Genomic DNA, 16,651 nt, shown 5'->3' with positions numbered 1-16,651 from the left:
TGAGGGACAGGCAGCCTGGATGTCAGTGGGTGGGGATCCGACGCTGTGGTCACACGCGCACCGAACGCGCAGACGCCGCCCGCTCCTTGCGGAAACGAGCGGCGTCTGCCCAGCAGGAGCGTCCGCGCTAGCTGATCTTGCGGCGGTAGATCGCGATCGCGAAGGCATAGGCGACGACGAGGATGCCCACGAGCCAGGCGAGCGCCACCCAGATGTCGCTCCCGACCGGCTGCCCGGCGAACAGCGCCCGAAGGCTGTTCACGATCGAGGTCACCGGCTGGTTCTCGGCGAACCACGCGACCGGACCCGGCATCGAGTCCGTCGGCACGAACGCGGAGCTGATGAACGGCAGGAAGATCAGCGGGTAGCTGAAGGCGCTGGCACCGTCGACGGTCTTCGCCGACAGCCCGGCGATGACCGCGATCCACGTCAGAGCGAGGGTGAACAGGATCAGGATGCCGGCGACCGCGAGCCACGCGAGAACCGACGCGCCGGTGCGGAACCCCATGAGCAGTCCGACGCCGATGACGATCGCAATCGAGGTCAGGTTCGCCGTCAGGGATGTGAACACATGCGCCCAGAGCACGCTCGACCGTGCGATCGGCATCGACTGGAAGCGCTCGAAGATGCCGCCCTGCAGGTCGAGGAACAACCGGTAGGCGGTGTACGCGACGCCGGATGCGATGGTGATGAGCAGGATGCCGGGAAGCATGTAGTCGATGTACGACTCCTGGGATCCGGTGTCGATCGCACCGCCGAACACGTAGGTGAACAGCAGCATCAGCGCGACCGGAGTGACCGCAGTGGTGATGATCGTGTCAGGGCTGCGGAGGATGTGCCGCAGCGAACGACCGGTGAGGACGGCGGTGTCGCCGAGTACGTACGTGGTCATCGGAGTTCCTTTCCTGCGGGGACGCTGCCGTCGGCACGGTCGGCGTCAGGGGTGTCGGTCTCGCCGGTGTCGCCGACGAGGGCGAGGAACACATCCTCGAGCGAGGGCTGCTTCTCGATGTACTCGACCTTGGCGGGCGGGAGAAGCCCCTTGAGTTCGGCGAGGGTGCCGTTCTGGATGATCGTCCCCTTGTGCAGGATCGCGATCCGGTCGGCGAGCTGCTCGGCCTCGTCCAGATACTGCGTCGTCAGCAGCACGGTCGTGCCGCCGTCAGCCAGGTCCTTGACGGTCTGCCACACCTCGATGCGCGCCTGCGGGTCGAGGCCCGTGGTCGGCTCGTCGAGGAAGATGATCGGCGGGTTGCCGATCAGGCTCATCGCGATGTCGAGCCGGCGCCGCATGCCGCCCGAGTACGTCGACGCCTTGCGGCCGCCCGCGTCGGTGAGTGCGAAGCGGGCGAGCAGGTCGTCCGCGATCGCGCCCGGATTGTGCAGGTGACGCAGCTTCGCGACGAGCACCAGGTTCTCGCGGCCGGTGAGGACTTCGTCGACCGCGGCGAACTGACCCGTGAGGCTGATCGACTCTCGCACGTCGCCGGGCTTGACGGCGACATCGAAGCCATGGACGGTTGCGGTGCCGGCATCCGCCTTCAGCAGTGTCGACAGGATGCGCACGAGCGTGGTCTTGCCCGCACCGTTCGAGCCGAGGAGCGCGAAGATGCTCCCGGCTGCGACGTCGAAGTCGACGCCGCGCAGCACGTGCAGGTCTTTGAACGACTTCTCGATCCCCTGTACCCGGATCGCCGGCTCGGTGGTCACTTCTGGTCCTCCTGCTCCGCATCGGCGATCGCCTTGTTGAGGCGGGCTCGCTCCTTGTCGATCCACTGCTTGCCGGTGTAGGCCTGGGCGAACGACTCTGCGAATTCGACCGGGTCGTCGCCGACGATCTCGCGCACCGGGGTGCTGTCGATGGCCGCCCGCTCCCACAGGTCGGCGAAGTCGCCGAACATGGTGACGAGGGTCTCGCCGTCGGTGACGCCCCCCGACACCATCAGGTAGCGCTCGACCGCCTTCGCCGCTGAGCCATAGGGCTCGGGCAGCGCCGCGAGACGGGCCTTGTACTGCTTGTACTGCTTCTTCTGCTCGAGGGATCCGGTGAAGATCTCGATCCACTTGGCGGCCATGGCTACTGCTCTCCTTCGTCGGTGCTGTCGGTGCTGTCGGTGCTGTCGGTGTGGAGCTGTTCGATCCGCTCTGCGAGGAAGCTCCATGTCCTCCAGAACTCTTCGAGCTGTTCGCGCCCCTGTGCGTTGAGCGAGTACACCTTGCGGGGTGGACCCTTCTCGGACGGGACCTTCTCGACATCCACGAGACCGCGCTGCTCGATCCGGACCAGCAGGGCATACACGGTGCCCTCGACCAGGTCGGAGAAGCCCTCCTCCCGCAGCCGCGCTGTGATCTGGTAGCCGTACGCGGGTCGTACGGCCAGGACCGCCAGCACGATGCCTTCGAGCGTTCCCTTCAGCATCTCCGTCATCTGATTGCCCACGGGATCACCTCCTCCATCTACTCTGTGCTGCTGACTACTAGTAGACGGTAACACTAAGTACCGGTACTTGGCAACACTGAATACCAAAATCCTCCGATGGTCTTGCGGCTGACCCCCGGCATCCGCTGCACAGTCACGATCCGGAGATCCAGGCCCATCGCGACCGATGGCTCCACGCGGCACTCGCCCCGGGCAGGATCGAAGCCGTCGTCACGTTCGGCACTCCCGCGTTCAATGCCTGGACCGCGTTCACCGCGACCCCCGCGGGTCAGGGCGTGACGGCTCTCCATCACCGGGCGCTGCATCCGACAGCCGACAAACCGGGCGGCCCGATCACGCGCAAGCCGGATCAGGGCCCGCCGCGCCAGTGGTCGATGCGGTGAGTGTCCGGGGCGAAGCCGTGGCTGATCCCGTACAGGACGGCCTGGACCCGGCTCGTCGCGCCGATCTTGCGATACACGGAGCGGATGTAGGACTTGACCGTGTTCGGGCTGAGGTAGGTGAGGCGCGCGACGTCGGCGTTGCTCTTGCCCTGCGTGATCAGCGCGAGGATCTCGGACTCGCGGTCGGTGATCCCCTCGAGTCGTCCGGGCCAATCCAGGCCCGCCGCGCTCGCCGCGCGACCGCGCTGCTCGCTGATCACGGTCTCGCCCGCGTGGACGGCCTCGATGGCGGCCACCAGTTCGGCGGCTGTGAGCGTCTTGGAGAGATAGCCGTGAACGCCGAGGAGCCGGGCTGATTCGATGAGCTCGGGCTGAAGGTTCCAGGTGTAGACGACGACGTGCCGCGCGCGGGGGTTGTCGATCAGCTCGGCGATCTCGTGGTGGTCGGACTCCGGCTGGGCGAACGAGTCGTAGAGCACGACGTCCACGGGCTCGGATACCTCGGTCTTCGAGTCGATCTCGACCACCACGACCCGATCGCCGTATTCGTCGAACAGGTGCGCGAGGCCCTTGAGGACGACGTCGTAGTCATCCACGAGCGCCACGGTGACCGGGCGACCGGCCGAAGACGAGGGCATGCCTCAGCTTTTCACCCTCAGGGGTGTGCCGCCACACCCGGAGGGGTGGTTCAGTCGATATGTTGCCCGTAACATCGCGGCGGCCGGTACACCCGAAGGGCGTCCGATATCGAGCGTCACCCGGCGTTCACGCACAAAGGAGCAACCATGCTCGGCCTCATCGTCAGCATCATCATCATCGGTCTCATCGCGGGATTCATCGCTCGCGCCGTGATCCCCGGCAAGCAGAGCATGAGCATCCTCATGACGATCGTCCTCGGCATCGTCGGGTCGTTCGTCGGCGGCTTCCTCGGATTCCTGATCTTCCAGCACGACCCCATGGACGGCTTCTTCCAGCCGGCCGGCATCATCGGCTCCATCATCGGGGCGATCATCGTGCTGCTCATCTACGTCTCCGTCACCCGCCGCAGCGTCACTCGCCGTCGATCCTGAGCCCTGACGATCATCGCGGGCAGGCACCCGGACAGGCACTGCAGTGGGCAGGTTCATCTACGGCACCACGGCCAACTCGTTCGACATCGACGATCGCACCCTTGCTCACCTGCGCATCGTCATCATGAACAAGCTGCGTCGTTCCGAATCGTTCATGTTCGACGTCGCGATGAGCGACGGAAGCGGGATTCGCAGCTTCTGGCTCAGTCCGTCCGTGCCCATCCAGTTCCAGTTCTTCGGCAGCCGCAGCCCGCACATCAACCGCGAGTGGGTGGAGGAGATGATGGCTGCCGCCAGTGGGCCGAAGGGCCTCGCGATCACCCCCGAGCCCGCGGAGGCGACCGACATTCACCCCTCGCCGAGGTAGCGGATCGGGTCGGGCGCGGCATCCGCGTCCGACCCCTGCCTCGTCTTTCTCCGCCACGGCAAGGGGGTATCGCTCTGAGCGACGACTCTGCGACGATCACTCGATGAGCAACCCGGCACCGCGCATGAGTGAAGCGCACGACACCGCAACCCCGCCTCCCGTGGCCACCCCCGAACCGGACACCCGCCGCTCGGTCGTCCTCGTCGTCGGGGTGTTGGCGACCACGGCCTTCGTGATCCTGCGCATCGTCGTGGCGTTCGGCGGTCGGCACCCGCTCGTGATCGACCTGTGGTGGCACGACCTCATGGTGTCGACCCTCACCGGTACCGGGGTGGTGATCGCCTGGATCCCCGCGATCGTGGGCGGCACGATCGGCATGATCGTGATCGGCATCGTGCTCGTCATCGTGCTCCTGCTGTGCAGACGACCATGGGATGCCGCGACCCTCGCGATCGCGATCGTCGTGGTCGTCGCGATCGGGGCGCCCATGGCGAGCCTCATCGCGCGCGTGCGCCCCGGCGACTCGCTCGCGGAGCGCGTCGCGACCTCGTTCCCCTCGGGCCACACCGCGGTGGCCACGACGATGGCGGTCGTGTTCGGCCTGCTGTTCCGCCGCTGGTACGTGTGGCTCGCGGGTGCAGCGTGGGTCGTGGCGATGATGTGGAGTCGGACGTACCTCCACGCGCACTGGCTCAGCGACGTGGTCGCCGGGATGCTGGAGGGGATCGCCGTCGCCACCCTCGTCTGGTGCGCAGTCGAGGCCGTGCGCGATCGCCGGGCCGCGCGTTTGACGAAGCGGGAGACGGCCGTTCCGTGAACTCGTCCGGAGAGGCTGGATCACGGGTGAGGACTGGAATGCAATCCCCTCGGCGGTCACCCGGAACAGTGGATACGCTTCGCAAATGACCACACCAAAGGCTGCAGCCCGAGCTGCTGAAGGATCGTCCGCTTTCCGCACCATCGCCCGGATCGGCTATGTCGTTCTCGGCATCCTCCATATCGTGATCGGCCTCTTAGCGATCTCGGTCGCGACCGGGGGCGGTGGGTCCGCGGACCAGGGCGGTGCGATGGAGCAGATCCGCAAGACGCCGGTGGGCGTCATCTTGCTGTGGGCCATCGTGCTCGGCCTCGCAGCGCTCGCGATCTGGCAGATCGCCGAGGCCTTCGTCGAGCAGGACCCCGACGCGAAGAAGAAGTGGGGACACCGCGCGAAGGACCTCGGCACCGCGGTCGCGTACCTTGCGATCGCGGGAACCGCGCTGGTCTACGCGCTCGGCGGGCAATCCGACTCGTCGCAGTCGTCGCAGACGTTCAGCGCGAAGCTGCTGGCGACGCCGGGTGGTGTATTCCTCCTGGTCCTCGTCGGCCTGGTCGTCGGCGCCATCGGGGTCGCCTTCATCGTGCGGGGGTTCACTCGCGCGTTCGAGAAGCACCTCGACCTCCCCGGCGAGCCCGCGCGCAAGGGGATCGTGACGTTCGGCGTCGTCGGGTATGTCGCCAAGGGGATCGCCGTCGCCGTCACGGGCATCCTCTTCGTCGTGGCCGCATTCACGCACGACCCGCAGAAGGCGGGCGGGCTGGATGCCGCGCTCCACACGCTCGCCGGGCTGCCGTTCGGGGCTTTCATCCTGTGGGTGGTGGGCGCCGGTCTCGTGATCTACGGCCTCTACTGCTTCGCACGCGCGCGCTACGCCAGAATGTGATGCATGACCGGACTGGTTCCCTACCTGCACTTCGACGGCACCGCGCGCGAGGCTCTGACCTTCTACCGCGACGTCTTCGGTGGCGAGCTCATCCTCCACACCTTCGCCGACTTCGGCCGGACGGATGGCGCGCCCGACGCGATCGCCCACGGGATGCTGCGCGGCCTCGTCGAGCTCTCCGGGGCGGATGCCGGCGAGAAGGATGACACCCTCGCGCTGCGCGGCATCCTGTTCTCGCTGCTGGGCACTGCAGAACCGGGGACGCTTCAGGCGTGGTTCTCAGCGTTGTCGGGTGAGGGCGTCGTGTCCGATCCGCTGCAGCTGAGGCCCTGGGGAGCGTACGACGGGCAGGTGGTCGATCGCTTCGGGGTCACCTGGCTCATCGGGTACGAGGACTGACCGCATCCATAGGGGCGCGCCGAGGTCGGCGGGGACCGCCTGCGGCCGTTCGCCGGCGTCGGCGGGTGCCCTGTCGTGGCGCGTCCGTGACTCCGGACGGTCCAGAGGAGATTGTCAAGCCCGCCTCGCAATACGCCGTCCTGCATAGGGTTGGCCACGCGGCGACGACGAAGCCGCGGATCGATGAGATCGTGAACGACCATCCGGACAGGAACTGATGTCGAAGCACAAGACCGACAAAGCGGCCCGAGTGCCGAAGCGGCTCTACAACGCCGAGTTGGAGCGCCTGCAGATCGAGTTGGTCGAGATGCAGCAATGGGTGATCTCCGAAGGGGCCCGCGTGCTGGTGCTCTTCGAGGGTCGCGATGCCGCAGGCAAGGGCGGCGCGATCAAGCGTGTGGTGCAGTATCTGAATCCGCGGCATGCCCGGGTGGTGGCCCTCTCGCGACCGTCGAAGAGGGAGCGCGGTCAGTGGTATTTCCAGCGCTACATCGAACGACTGCCGACGGCGGGCGAGATCGTGCTCATGGATCGATCCTGGTACAACCGGGCCGGCGTCGAGCGCGTCATGGGGTTCACCTCGGAGGAGGACTACCTGCGATTCCTGCATCAGGTGCCCATCATCGAGCGCGTTCTCATCGAAGACGGGATCATCCTGATCAAGTACTGGTTCTCCGTCTCGGACGAAGAGCAGCAGTCCCGCTTCGCCTCGCGGCTCGAGGATCCGATGCGCCGATGGAAGCTGTCGCCGACCGACCTCGAGTCCATCCTCCGCTGGGAGGACTACTCACGGGCGAAGGATGAGATGTTCGAAGCCACCGACACCGCAGAGTCGCCGTGGTGGACGATCGAAAGCGACGACAAGCGCGCAGCGAGACTCAACGCGATCAGCCATCTGCTGAGCAGCGTCCCCTACAAGCGACTCGAACCGGAAGCCGTCACGATTCCCGACCGCCCGGTCGCCGACGACTACGAGAGGCCCCCTCGCGAGCAGTTCCACTACGTTCCCGACATCGCCGCCGAGCTGAGCAATCACAAGCGCAAGTAGCTGTCCACCTTGTGGGTGTCGCCGGACGGACTACAGTTGAACCAGTTGCCCCAGACCCCGGTCTACTCATCAGGCGCGAGCTGCGCGAGACCGGAGCCTCAATGGGAACATTCGTCTATGGTTCTCCGGAGCAGTTCTGCGCCCTGGGAGACCGCGCACTCCTTCACCTGCAGATCGTCATGATCAGCAAGCTGCGTCGTGGCGAGCGCTTCATGTTCCGCTACGACCCGGACGACACGAGCAGACCCACCGAGTTCTGGATGTCGCCCGAGATCCCGTTGCGGTTCCTGTACGCGGAGAATGCGTCCGGGAACGTCAACTTCGCGTGGCTGAACATGCTCGTCGGGACCGTCGGGGGAAGCGGTGCACTGCATCTGCTTCCCGAGCCCGCCTCGTCTCGACCCGAGTTGGTCGCTCGCAGCTGAGGGTGAGGCGGCCCGCGCCGACCTCAGTCGTGCACGACCTCGCCTGACCCCGAAACATCGCTCGAGACTGCGGGATCCCCCGAGTACGTCACGCGTCCGCTGCCCGAGATGTCGGCCTGGAGCGTGTCGCGCGCCGAGACATCGACGTTGCCCGACCCGGCGACCGAGATCTTCGCCGTCTGCGCCTCGAGGTGACTCGCGTCCACGTCTCCGCTGCCGTCCAGTTCGACCGCCAACTCCTTCGCCGCGCCCTTCAGCTGGACATTGCCCGATCCCGAGAGGCCGATCTCGACGCGATCGGCGTCGAGGCCGGTCCAGCCGACGTCGCCCGAGCCGCCGAGTTCGAGGCGCACCGTGCCTGCCGCCGAGACGCTCGCGTCGACGTCGCCCGAGCCGTTCAGCTCGATCGTCTCGAGGTGGGGCAGGGTGAGTTCGTAGTGCACCTTGCCGAGGCCGAGCCCCGTTCCCGGTGTGGTTCCGAGCACGAGCTTGTCGCCGCTCACGTCGGACGTCAGCCGAGGGAGTGCGCCCTTCGATGCGCGGATGACGAGGCTCGGCGCACCCTCGGTGATCGAGATGTCGCCCGACGAGTCGAGCACGACCGTGGAGACCTCGGCGATGTCGCGCGTCTCGGAGGTCATGGGGCCGGGATCGACGATCGGCATGCAGCCGGCGAGGAGAAGAGCGGATGCCGCGGCGATGAGTGCGGCGGCGGGACGGACAGTGCGCATGGGAACCCCTCGGTCTTGGTGGGATGGCCCCCAGCCTACGAATGCCTCGCGCACCCGAACAGGGGGCTGACCCCCCACCGGCGACCCCTGCAGACCCGCGTCAGCGCCCGCCGAACTCGCGCACCTGCTTGTAGACCAGATGGCCGTCCTCGAGGACCTTGACCTCGAGATCCAGCGCGGTGTCCTTGTCGTTGGCGGCGGGCGCGAAGTCGCAGTCGGGGTAATAGCCCGGGGTCGCGCGACAGTAGGCGCGCTCGACCTGCTTCGCGAGATCGACGAGTTCGAGCATGCGTTCCGACGGCAGCACGGGCTCCGTCCGCTCGGGTGCGTCAGCGGTGGGCTTCGCGAATCGCGTGACGGTCAGACTCGTCGGCTCGTCATCCGAGATGAAGGCCGCGATGGTGATCTCCGAGTAGGTCCCGGGGTTGGGATTGGTCACCAGATTGTTCCCCTGCTGAGCGGAGACCGAGTACCCGTATACGCCGTCGGTGTTGAGCACGCGTGTGACGACGACGGCGTTCGCCGCGACATCCGATTCCGCGTCGTATGCGGGGACGATCGCGAGCCCCATCGCGACGGAGTCCTGGTCGATGCGCGCGAAGCTGCGCTCCTCGACCGCGCGCTTGTTCCAGAGGCTCGCATACACTCCCTTGATCGCGCAGCCGACCGACTTCGGCTTGACCTTTCGCTTGACATCCCCGTCATCCGCATCGTCCTCCTCGACGAGGCAGGGCCCCATCGGGCGATCGCGCTTCGTCGTGTTGGCGGAGTAGCTGTCGTGCAGACCGGCGCCGTCGAAGTCGGGGATGTCCTCGGCGTTCGCGCTCGAGCGCACTTTCACCTTCTCGACATCCGGCAGCACCTCGTCGAGCTTCGACCGCACTCGCTCGAGGGCGCCCGGTGGGAAGGATGCCGCCATGATGGCGGACCGGATGTCGTCGACGCGCTCGGTCCGCTGCTGCGGTGAGAGCTCGCCCGTCTGCTCGGCCGCGACGAAAGCCTCGATCATGCTGCGCACATCGGCGTTCGGCGGATGCTCGATGAAGTCGCGGTACGCCTGCAAAGGCACGGCGAAACCGCGCGGGACGAGTTCGTATCCCCGTTCCGCGCTGGGGCTGCCGACGTCGGCGACGCGACCCAGCACGCCGCGATGGGCGAGGAACCCGAGGTTCGCAGCCTTCGACCCGTAGCGCGCCGCGGATCCTCGCGCCTCGCGGGTCGTGCCGGCGGCGATCTCGTCGTACGAACGCAGCTCGGTCTCGGGGAGCCATTCGAGCCTGATCAGCGGGCGGCCCATGCGCTCCGCGAGCTTGGCGGCGATGATCTCGGGGGTCGTCCGGTCGAGGGTGAAGTCGTCCCTTCCGACCACGAGGTGGACGGGCTGATCGGCGAAAGGTGCGAGCCGCGGGTTGTCCGGTCCGGCGTTGCGCAGCACCGCGTTCGGAGTCCTGCGCTCCTTCGACTTGAGGTTCACATGCGAGTTGGTGTCCTGCACGGCGCGGGTGAGGACCCCGGCCACGACGGACAGGTCGAGCGGGAGCTCATCGAAGACGGGGATGTCGGATGGCGTCAGCGCATTGTTGTCAGAGGGGAAGACGCGGAGGTAGCCCCACGCCTCGCCGAGGTTGAGGGGCAGGTACTGGATCGCGCCCAGGATCCGGTCGATCGGAAGCACCTCGATTCCGAGGGCCGCCAGCTCGCCGGTCACCATCGCGGTGGTCTGCTGCGACGCGGTGGGCACGAACGCGAATCGCGCGCCGCCGATGCCGACTCGCGTCTTGATGGCGCCGACCGCCTCGACCACCGCCCGCTCCCGGATCAGGTCCTGCGGGTAGAACTGCAGGCCGTACACCGGATCCTGCGACCCGTCGAGGTGGTACGTGCGCAGAGTGCCCGCGATGTATCGCTTGTCGAGCGTGAAGTAAGTCACCGCGTTGAACATGTCGAGCGACTCGGGGATCCGGAACGTCACCCGGCCGAACGGGTAGTGGAACTTCGCCTCATCGGGCACGACGCCGTCTCGCAGGAAGTTGCCGTTGACGAATCTCGGCGAGAGCGCGGAAGGGTCGCGCCGGTCGATCAGGAACTTCGCTGCTCGGCCGCTGGCCACCAGGTCACCCGCGTCGGTCGAGACCGCATCGAACGTGTCGGCCGAGTCGATCTCGGCGACGGCCAGCGGCAGCGACCCGGGTGCGGACGTCGGCGCTCGCAGGAATGACAACGACGGGGCGATGTCGGACACGACATCGTCGGCCATGGCGATGGGCGACGATGCTGAGGTGGTACGAGCAAGAAAGCCGGTCATCGCCGTGCCTTTCTGTCTGCTCCCCCGCCTCGATGCAACAGCGCGCCCGGCTCCGGGTCAAGGCCCGCGTGCGAATCGTCCCTCCGCTCGACGCGACGGGACCTTCGGCACTACCGGCGCGCCCGCACGGGGCGTGCACTGGGAGGGATCCAAAGGAGCAGACCACATGAATACTTCGAGTGACCGCATCCGAACGCCTTCCGAGGCCCACAACGCTCCCGGGGTCGCGACCGGCGCCGCCGGGAGGCCCGAGCATGGCGCGGTCGAGCATCTCGCGACTTCCGAGTGCTGGAGGCTGATCGAGGCCCGGAGCTTCGGCCGCCTCGCCGTCGAGGGGCTCGATGGGCTTCCTGACGTGTTCCCCCTCAACTACACCGTTCACGACGGATCGATCTACGTGAAGACGGGGCCCGGCTCGAAGCTCATGGCTATCGCCGTGCATCCCGTCGCCGCGCTCGAAATCGATGGTGAAGACGACGGATTCCACTGGAGCGTGGTGCTTCGCGGCGCCGCTCGCCGGCTCGCCATGGACAAGGAGATCCGCGAATCCGGTGTGAGGGACGTGCTTTCATCCAGCCCCACCGGCAAGTACCACTACATCTGTCTGACGCCGTCTTCGATTTCGGGCCGCCGGTTCGCGTCGAGCGCCAGTGCGACTCCGCGGGCCGAAGATCCTCCGATCATGAAGGTGCCCACAAGCCCGCGCGAACCGACGCGACCGTATGAAGACACCGTGGAGTGGCCGGATCCGGACTCACTCAACGTCGAAAGGCCCTTGACGCCCGCCCCCTCCCGGTCAGGCGAAGCCCGGCAGTCGTGAATACACAGGGTCACCGTGACGTGTGCTTGCGTTCCGCGCCGTACACCGCAGCCTGCGTCCTCCGTTCCATGCCGAGCTTCGCCAGCAGCCCGCTGACGTAGTTCTTGACCGTCTTCTCGGCGAGCCCGAGATGTGCGCCGATCTCGCGATTCGTCAGCCCTCCAGCGATCAGGTCGAGGACCTGGGTCTCGCGCAGTGACAGCGCCGGGGCGAAGGACTCGTGTTCGTCCGGCGTGCCGGGTCGCATCGCGGTCGCCGCGCGGCGGAGGACATCCGCCGACTGGATGGTGCTCCCGGCGGCTGCGCGACGGATCGCGTCGATGAGCGCGTCGCTGCGGATGTCCTTGAGAACGTACCCGCTCGCGCCGGCGAGCACGGCGGACCGCAGCGCATCGTCGTCATCGTACGCAGTGAGGATGAGACAGGCGACGCCCGGGTGGGCGGAGCGGATGTCGCGGCAGAGACTGACGCCATCGCCATCCGGCAGCCGCATGTCCAACACGGCGACATCGGGGATCGTCGCCTCGATGCGCCGAACGGCCTGGCGGAATGTGCCCGCCTCACCGACCACGGTGAGGTCGGGCTCCGCATCCACGAGCTGCGCGATCCCCCGTCGCACGATCTCATGATCGTCCACGAGGAAGACGCGGATCACGTGCTCCCCGATTCGGGGCCGTCCGTCGCCGGCACCGACCACTCGATGCGTGTTCCCCTCGCGCCGCCGGACGTGATGGTGCACGCCCCGCCGCGGAGCAGCGCGCGCTCGGTGATGTTCGCCAGTCCGCTCAGCCGGGCGCCATCCGGGATGCCGCGGCCGTCATCCTCGACTGCCAGGGTGACCAGTCCGTCAGCGATTCCCACGCTGATCTCGACGGTATGGGCGTCCGCGTGTCTGATGGTGTTGGTGAGGCATTCGCGCAGCACCGCGACGAGATCGTCGGCGAGGGACGGGTGCACGAGCGAGTCAAGAGGCCCCGAGAACGCGATCCGAGGTGTCGGCGACAAGCCCGCTGACACCTCTGAGACGACATCCAACAGGCGATCGCGTGCTCGCTTCGTCCTGCCGCGCTCGCCGGCGCCGAGTGCGAACACCACCGTCCGGATGTCTTTGATCGCGGCGTCGATGGCGTCGACCTGCGCCTCGATTGCGGCGGATGCCTCCGCATCCACTGTCGCCGAGACCGCCTGCAGCGACAGCCCCGCACCGAACAGTCGCTGGATGACATGGTCATGCAGATCCCGCGCGATCCGCGCCCGGTCCCTTGCCGTGTCGAGCCGGCGGCGGTCCTCCCGCGCTCGGACGACTTCGATCGCGACGCCGGCTTGCGCCGCGAACGCGAAGGCCATGTCCAGATCGGCATCGGTGAAGGGCGGTGCGCCCAGGCGTCGGGAGATCGTGAGCACGCCGAGAGGCTCAGGGCCGCTGTAGAGCGGGATGGCGACCGTGGGTCCGGACCCGGGCTGCCAGTCGACGGGGGCTTGGTCCGCCTCGCCCACGGCGCTGGCGGCCCGCTGGGTCGCCAGCGCGCGGGCGGCGAGCGTGCCCGCGGCGGGGAAGACGCGGCCCTGCAGCGAAGCCGCACCCGGGCCGCTGGCGGTGGTGACACGGAAGTCATCGTTGCCATGCGGAACGGCGACCACGACCAGGTCGACGTCGATCAAGGCGCCGACGCGCTCCGCGATGACCTCGAGCACGCTCTCACCGGACACCTCGAGCATGGCGGCCATCACGTCGGCGGTCGTCACGCTCCAGATCTCCCGGGTCTTGGCGATGTCGTACAGACGAGCGTTCTCGATGGCGATCCCGGCGGTTGCCGCGAGCGCGATGACCAGTTCTTCGTCGTCCGCGCTGAACGGCCCCCTCGCACCCTGCGTGAGGTACAGGTTGCCGTAGACCTGGTCGCCGACCCGCACGGGAACGCCGAGGAAGGCATCCATCGGAGGATGACCTTCGGGAAAGCCCGCCGAACGCGGGTCGGTGGCGAGGTGCGCGAGTCGGATCGGCGCACGATCGGCGATCACGGCGCCGAGGAGGCCCTTGCCGGTGGGCAGCTGACCGATCTGCTCGGCGGTGACGGCATCGATCCCGACATGGATGAAACGCTCGAGGCCCTGACCTCCCGGGGCGATGACCCCGAGGGCGCCATAACGGGCATCGACCAACCGCATCGCCGCCTCGACGATGCGACGCAGTACGACTTCGAGATCCAGGCGTTCGACGACAGTGGCGTTCGCGCGCAGGAGGTCGCGCAGCCGACGCTGGGCGAGGGATTCATCCTCGGCTTCCTTGCCGGGCGCGCCTGCCTGATCCGACATCGCGGCCTCCCGTCGTCGCGAGTCTAGCGAGCGCACACCACCGCTGCTCCGAAAGGGTCGGCCCGGACGGTGGTGGATGCCGCGACCGCATGGCGGCGGAACCCACGGCCGATCACCCGTCGCGCCGGAGGTCCCGATGCTCGAATCAGAGCGCGCGATACTCGAACCGGCGCAGGATGGCGGGGTCGGCGCGGCCTGGCAACGGCTCGACTCCCACCACCCGACCGGTGAACCCGCCGGCGACCTCGGTCGAGAAGTAGCGTCCGTCGATGCTCGCGAGGACCTGGAAGTCCTGCCCGATGACATACCCGAGTTCGAGGTTGTCGGCGGCTGCCATGCGTCCCCAGGGCTCCGGTGCCGGCTGCGTGGCGCGGATCGCCAGTGTGACATCGGGCGAACCGGGCCCCGGCGTGCTCGCGAGCGTCTGATCGGCGGGTCCCATGACCACCCGCGCCGAGACAGCGCCACCCTGTGACTCCACTGCTGCCCAGTGGGAGTCGTCGAGTCGCAGCACGAGACGGGCGGTGCCGGCGGCGACGGTGGCTCTGGCATCCCAGTTCTGATCCTCGACGCGGATCGCGAGCAGCGAGCGATGCTCTGGCGAAGGGGACGGCTGGATGGCGACACCGCCGTCCGGGCCGGCCGAGACGAACTCGCGGGGATGCCGCCCCGGTGCGATCCAGCGGCGGTCGAGTTCCGGCGAGGGGAAGTCGTCCTCGAGGGACGTATCACGCGGTTGCACCTCGAACGCGGTCTCATCGACGACGGGCCAGTCGTCGACCCACTCCACTCCTGCGAGGAACGTCTCGCGGCCGTTGAGGTGGAAGCTCGGGCTCGGACCGACCGGACGCACTCCGAGGTACACCATCGCCCACCCGTCCGCGGTCTCGACGAGATCCGCGTGCCCGGTGTTCTGGACGGGGTCGGCGGTGCTGCGGTGGCTGAGGATCGGGTTCGCGGGGTTGCCCTCGTACGGCCCCGCGACCGTGCGTGAACGCGAGATGGTCACCGTGTGCCCGCGCTCGGTGCCTCCTTCTGCGAGCAGCAGGTAATACCAGTCGCCGCGGCGGTAGATGTGCGGCCCCTCGGGGTGCGCGAGACCCGTGCCGCGCGAGAGGCCGCGCGGCTCGGAGTGCAGCGTCCCCGTCCCGGGATCGATCACGACCTGCATGATCGGCGTCTCGCCCCAGCCGGAGGCCCACGTCAGATAGCAGGTGCCGTCCTCGTCCCAGAACAGATCCGGGTCGATGCCGACCGCGCCGCGCGTCTGCACCGGAGTCGTCCACGGACCGGCGGGGTCGGTCGCCGAGACGATGAGATGACCGTCGCTCACGGTGTTGATGCTCGTGGTGATCATGAAGAACCGGCCGTCGTGGTGGCGGATCGTCGGCGCGAAGATGCCGCTGCTGCCCGCCGACGACGGGAGCACGAGCTGGTCCTCACGGTCGAGCACATTGCCGATGAGCTGCCAGGCGACGAGGTCGCGACTGCGGAAGATCGGCACCCCCGGCAGGTACTCGAACGAGGAGTTGACGAGGTAGTAGTCGTCGCCGACCCGGCAGACGGACGGGTCGGGATGGAATCCGCCGACGATCGGTGTCGCGCTCACGTGTCAGACCTCACCGTCACCGAGGTGGGGAAGGGATCACGCTCGGAATTGTTCACGACCTGGTGCCAGTACGGATAGATCGGAGTCGTCGCGCTCGCGGCGTCGAGCCGCGCGATCTGATCGTCATCGAGCGACCATCCGACGGCCCCGAGGTTCTCGATGAACTGTGCCTCGTCACGGGCGCCGAAGATGATCGACGAGACCGTCGGGCGGCTCAGCAGCCAGTTGAGCGCGAGCTGGGGGATCGTCTTGCCCGTCTCGATGACCAGCTCGTCGAGCACGTCGATCGTGCGGTAGAGGGTCTCGCGTGAGCCGGATGCCTCGGTCTCGCCGGGCACCGCGAGCCGACTGCCCGCGGGAACGGGCGCGTCGCGTCGCAGCTTGCCGGTCAGCCGTCCCTGCGACAGCGGGCTCCACACCACGGTTCCGATCCCCTGGTCGATGGCGAGCGGCATCAGCTCCCACTCGAATTCGCGGGAGGCGAGCGAGTAGAACGCCTGATGGGCGACGTGACGACTCCATCCGTACCGCTCCGACACCGAGAGGGACTTCATCAGCTGCCAGCCCGAGAAGTTGGAGCATCCGATGTAGCGGACCTTCCCGCTCCGCACGAAGTCGTCGAGAGTGCTGAGCACCTCATCGACAGGGGTGAGGGCGTCGAAGCCGTGGAGGTAGTAGACGTCGACGTAGTCCGTGTCGAGGCGCTGGAGGCTGGCCTCGAGGGCACGGGTCAGGTGATGGCGCGAGCTGCCCGCGTCATTGGTGCCCGTGCCGGTCCGGCCGTTCGCCTTCGTGCCGATCAGCACCTTTTCGCGGCGACCCGCGACAGCCTGCCCGAGGATCTCCTCGGCCCGCCCCCCGGAGTAGATGTCTGCCGTGTCGAAGAAGTCGACCCCGGCATCGAGCGCCAGATCGACCATGCGGCGGGCCTCATCCACCTGGACATTGCCCCATGAGCCCACCCGGTCGCCGCCGGCGAACGTCGCAGTGCCGAAGGACAGCACGGGAACCCTGAGTCCGGAACTTCCGAGCGAG

General features: G+C 67.6%; 19 protein-coding genes. 8 read left to right on the top strand and 11 right to left on the bottom strand.

Going from position 1 to position 16,651, the window contains the following annotated elements; genetic code table 11:
- Window positions 1–127 precede the first annotated feature (127 nt).
- The 5 genes from ABD212_RS06545 to ABD212_RS06525 form a co-directional block, all read right to left on the bottom strand.
- A complete protein-coding gene (locus ABD212_RS06545; protein ID WP_344092572.1) occupies window positions 128–892 on the bottom strand; it encodes an ABC transporter permease in 765 nt (254 codons plus the stop codon).
- Window positions 889–1,710 carry an ABC transporter ATP-binding protein gene (locus ABD212_RS06540; protein WP_344092570.1) on the bottom strand — a complete coding sequence of 274 codons (822 nt, stop codon included), beginning with the start codon at window positions 1,708–1,710 and terminating at the stop codon, window positions 889–891. Before ABD212_RS06540 ends, ABD212_RS06545 begins: the two co-directional genes overlap by 4 nt.
- Window positions 1,707–2,075 (bottom strand): DUF1048 domain-containing protein, encoded by a 369-nt coding sequence (locus ABD212_RS06535; protein WP_344092568.1) that lies wholly within the window; start codon window positions 2,073–2,075, stop codon window positions 1,707–1,709. Before ABD212_RS06535 ends, ABD212_RS06540 begins: the two co-directional genes overlap by 4 nt.
- A gap of 2 nt (window positions 2,076–2,077) precedes the next feature.
- Window positions 2,078–2,440: a PadR family transcriptional regulator gene (locus ABD212_RS06530; RefSeq protein ID WP_344092566.1), complete on the bottom strand. Its 363-nt coding sequence runs from the start codon at window positions 2,438–2,440 to the stop codon at window positions 2,078–2,080.
- Window positions 2,441–2,789: 349 nt separating this feature from the next.
- On the bottom strand, window positions 2,790–3,461 hold the full coding sequence (locus ABD212_RS06525; protein WP_344092564.1) for a response regulator transcription factor: 672 nt from the start codon (window positions 3,459–3,461) through the stop codon (window positions 2,790–2,792).
- Between the two features lie 147 nt (window positions 3,462–3,608).
- Here ABD212_RS06525 and ABD212_RS06520 point away from each other — a divergent pair, with 147 nt between their 5' ends.
- The 7 genes from ABD212_RS06520 (at window position 3,609) to ABD212_RS06490 (ending at window position 7,835) form a co-directional block, all read left to right on the top strand.
- Complete coding sequence (locus ABD212_RS06520) at window positions 3,609–3,893, top strand: GlsB/YeaQ/YmgE family stress response membrane protein (protein ID WP_344092561.1); 285 nt, start codon at window positions 3,609–3,611, stop codon at window positions 3,891–3,893.
- Window positions 3,894–3,936: 43 nt separating this feature from the next.
- On the top strand, window positions 3,937–4,260 hold the full coding sequence (locus tag ABD212_RS06515; RefSeq protein ID WP_344092559.1) for a DUF7882 family protein: 324 nt from the start codon (window positions 3,937–3,939) through the stop codon (window positions 4,258–4,260).
- Window positions 4,261–4,363: 103 nt separating this feature from the next.
- The gene (locus ABD212_RS06510; protein ID WP_344092557.1) at window positions 4,364–5,077 is read left to right on the top strand and encodes a phosphatase PAP2 family protein; all 714 of its coding nucleotides are present in this window, start codon (window positions 4,364–4,366) and stop codon (window positions 5,075–5,077) included.
- An 85-nt stretch (window positions 5,078–5,162) separates the two neighbouring features.
- Window positions 5,163–5,963 carry a DUF1206 domain-containing protein gene (locus tag ABD212_RS06505; RefSeq protein WP_344092555.1) on the top strand — a complete coding sequence of 267 codons (801 nt, stop codon included), beginning with the start codon at window positions 5,163–5,165 and terminating at the stop codon, window positions 5,961–5,963.
- A 3-nt stretch (window positions 5,964–5,966) separates the two neighbouring features.
- Window positions 5,967–6,362 carry a VOC family protein gene (locus ABD212_RS06500; protein WP_344092552.1) on the top strand — a complete coding sequence of 132 codons (396 nt, stop codon included), beginning with the start codon at window positions 5,967–5,969 and terminating at the stop codon, window positions 6,360–6,362.
- 217 nt (window positions 6,363–6,579) lie between these two features.
- Window positions 6,580–7,410 (top strand): polyphosphate kinase 2, encoded by an 831-nt coding sequence (ppk2, locus tag ABD212_RS06495; protein WP_344092550.1) that lies wholly within the window; start codon window positions 6,580–6,582, stop codon window positions 7,408–7,410.
- Between the two features lie 101 nt (window positions 7,411–7,511).
- Window positions 7,512–7,835: a DUF7882 family protein gene (locus tag ABD212_RS06490; RefSeq protein ID WP_344092547.1), complete on the top strand. Its 324-nt coding sequence runs from the start codon at window positions 7,512–7,514 to the stop codon at window positions 7,833–7,835.
- A gap of 23 nt (window positions 7,836–7,858) precedes the next feature.
- Here ABD212_RS06490 and ABD212_RS06485 read toward each other — a convergent pair whose 3' ends face one another.
- Complete coding sequence (locus ABD212_RS06485; RefSeq protein WP_344092545.1) at window positions 7,859–8,566, bottom strand: head GIN domain-containing protein; 708 nt, start codon at window positions 8,564–8,566, stop codon at window positions 7,859–7,861.
- A 100-nt stretch (window positions 8,567–8,666) separates the two neighbouring features.
- Window positions 8,667–10,823 carry a PEP/pyruvate-binding domain-containing protein gene (locus ABD212_RS06480; RefSeq protein WP_344092543.1) on the bottom strand — a complete coding sequence of 719 codons (2,157 nt, stop codon included), beginning with the start codon at window positions 10,821–10,823 and terminating at the stop codon, window positions 8,667–8,669.
- A 214-nt stretch (window positions 10,824–11,037) separates the two neighbouring features.
- Between ABD212_RS06480 and ABD212_RS06475 the strand changes: the two genes are divergently transcribed.
- Window positions 11,038–11,691, top strand: coding sequence for a pyridoxamine 5'-phosphate oxidase family protein (locus tag ABD212_RS06475; RefSeq protein WP_344092540.1), 654 nt, complete (start codon window positions 11,038–11,040; stop codon window positions 11,689–11,691).
- A gap of 10 nt (window positions 11,692–11,701) precedes the next feature.
- Here the strand turns inward: ABD212_RS06475 and ABD212_RS06470 are convergent, their stop codons facing one another.
- From ABD212_RS06470 to ABD212_RS06455, 4 genes are all read right to left on the bottom strand, one after another.
- A complete protein-coding gene (locus ABD212_RS06470; protein ID WP_344092537.1) occupies window positions 11,702–12,346 on the bottom strand; it encodes a response regulator in 645 nt (214 codons plus the stop codon).
- A complete protein-coding gene (locus tag ABD212_RS06465; protein ID WP_344092534.1) occupies window positions 12,343–14,007 on the bottom strand; it encodes a sensor histidine kinase in 1,665 nt (554 codons plus the stop codon). Before ABD212_RS06465 ends, ABD212_RS06470 begins: the two co-directional genes overlap by 4 nt.
- A 145-nt stretch (window positions 14,008–14,152) precedes the next feature.
- The gene (locus ABD212_RS06460; protein WP_344092531.1) at window positions 14,153–15,616 is read right to left on the bottom strand and encodes a glycoside hydrolase family 43 protein; all 1,464 of its coding nucleotides are present in this window, start codon (window positions 15,614–15,616) and stop codon (window positions 14,153–14,155) included.
- Window positions 15,613–16,620: an aldo/keto reductase gene (locus ABD212_RS06455; RefSeq protein ID WP_344092529.1), complete on the bottom strand. Its 1,008-nt coding sequence runs from the start codon at window positions 16,618–16,620 to the stop codon at window positions 15,613–15,615. Before ABD212_RS06455 ends, ABD212_RS06460 begins: the two co-directional genes overlap by 4 nt.
- Window positions 16,621–16,651 lie beyond the last annotated feature (31 nt).

The sequence above is a fragment of the Microbacterium deminutum genome (genome assembly GCF_039530205.1).
In the GTDB taxonomy this organism is placed as follows: Bacteria; Actinomycetota; Actinomycetes; order Actinomycetales; family Microbacteriaceae; genus Microbacterium; species Microbacterium deminutum.
Note: the sequence above shows the minus strand (reverse complement) of the source record. Positions and strands in the feature narration are given on the sequence as shown.

Coding starts and splice junctions, on each gene's coding strand:
- ABD212_RS06545 (WP_344092572.1), bottom strand. CDS start 892: ATGACCACGTACGTACTCGGCGACACCGCCGTCCTCACCGGTCGTTCG.
- ABD212_RS06535 (WP_344092568.1), bottom strand. CDS start 2,075: ATGGCCGCCAAGTGGATCGAGATCTTCACCGGATCCCTCGAGCAGAAG.
- ABD212_RS06525 (WP_344092564.1), bottom strand. CDS start 3,461: ATGCCCTCGTCTTCGGCCGGTCGCCCGGTCACCGTGGCGCTCGTGGAT.
- ABD212_RS06520 (WP_344092561.1), top strand. CDS start 3,609: ATGCTCGGCCTCATCGTCAGCATCATCATCATCGGTCTCATCGCGGGA.
- ABD212_RS06510 (WP_344092557.1), top strand. CDS start 4,364: ATGAGCAACCCGGCACCGCGCATGAGTGAAGCGCACGACACCGCAACC.
- ABD212_RS06505 (WP_344092555.1), top strand. CDS start 5,163: ATGACCACACCAAAGGCTGCAGCCCGAGCTGCTGAAGGATCGTCCGCT.
- ABD212_RS06500 (WP_344092552.1), top strand. CDS start 5,967: ATGACCGGACTGGTTCCCTACCTGCACTTCGACGGCACCGCGCGCGAG.
- ppk2 (WP_344092550.1), top strand. CDS start 6,580: ATGTCGAAGCACAAGACCGACAAAGCGGCCCGAGTGCCGAAGCGGCTC.
- ABD212_RS06490 (WP_344092547.1), top strand. CDS start 7,512: ATGGGAACATTCGTCTATGGTTCTCCGGAGCAGTTCTGCGCCCTGGGA.
- ABD212_RS06485 (WP_344092545.1), bottom strand. CDS start 8,566: ATGCGCACTGTCCGTCCCGCCGCCGCACTCATCGCCGCGGCATCCGCT.
- ABD212_RS06480 (WP_344092543.1), bottom strand. CDS start 10,823: ATGGCCGACGATGTCGTGTCCGACATCGCCCCGTCGTTGTCATTCCTG.
- ABD212_RS06475 (WP_344092540.1), top strand. CDS start 11,038: ATGAATACTTCGAGTGACCGCATCCGAACGCCTTCCGAGGCCCACAAC.
- ABD212_RS06465 (WP_344092534.1), bottom strand. CDS start 14,007: ATGTCGGATCAGGCAGGCGCGCCCGGCAAGGAAGCCGAGGATGAATCC.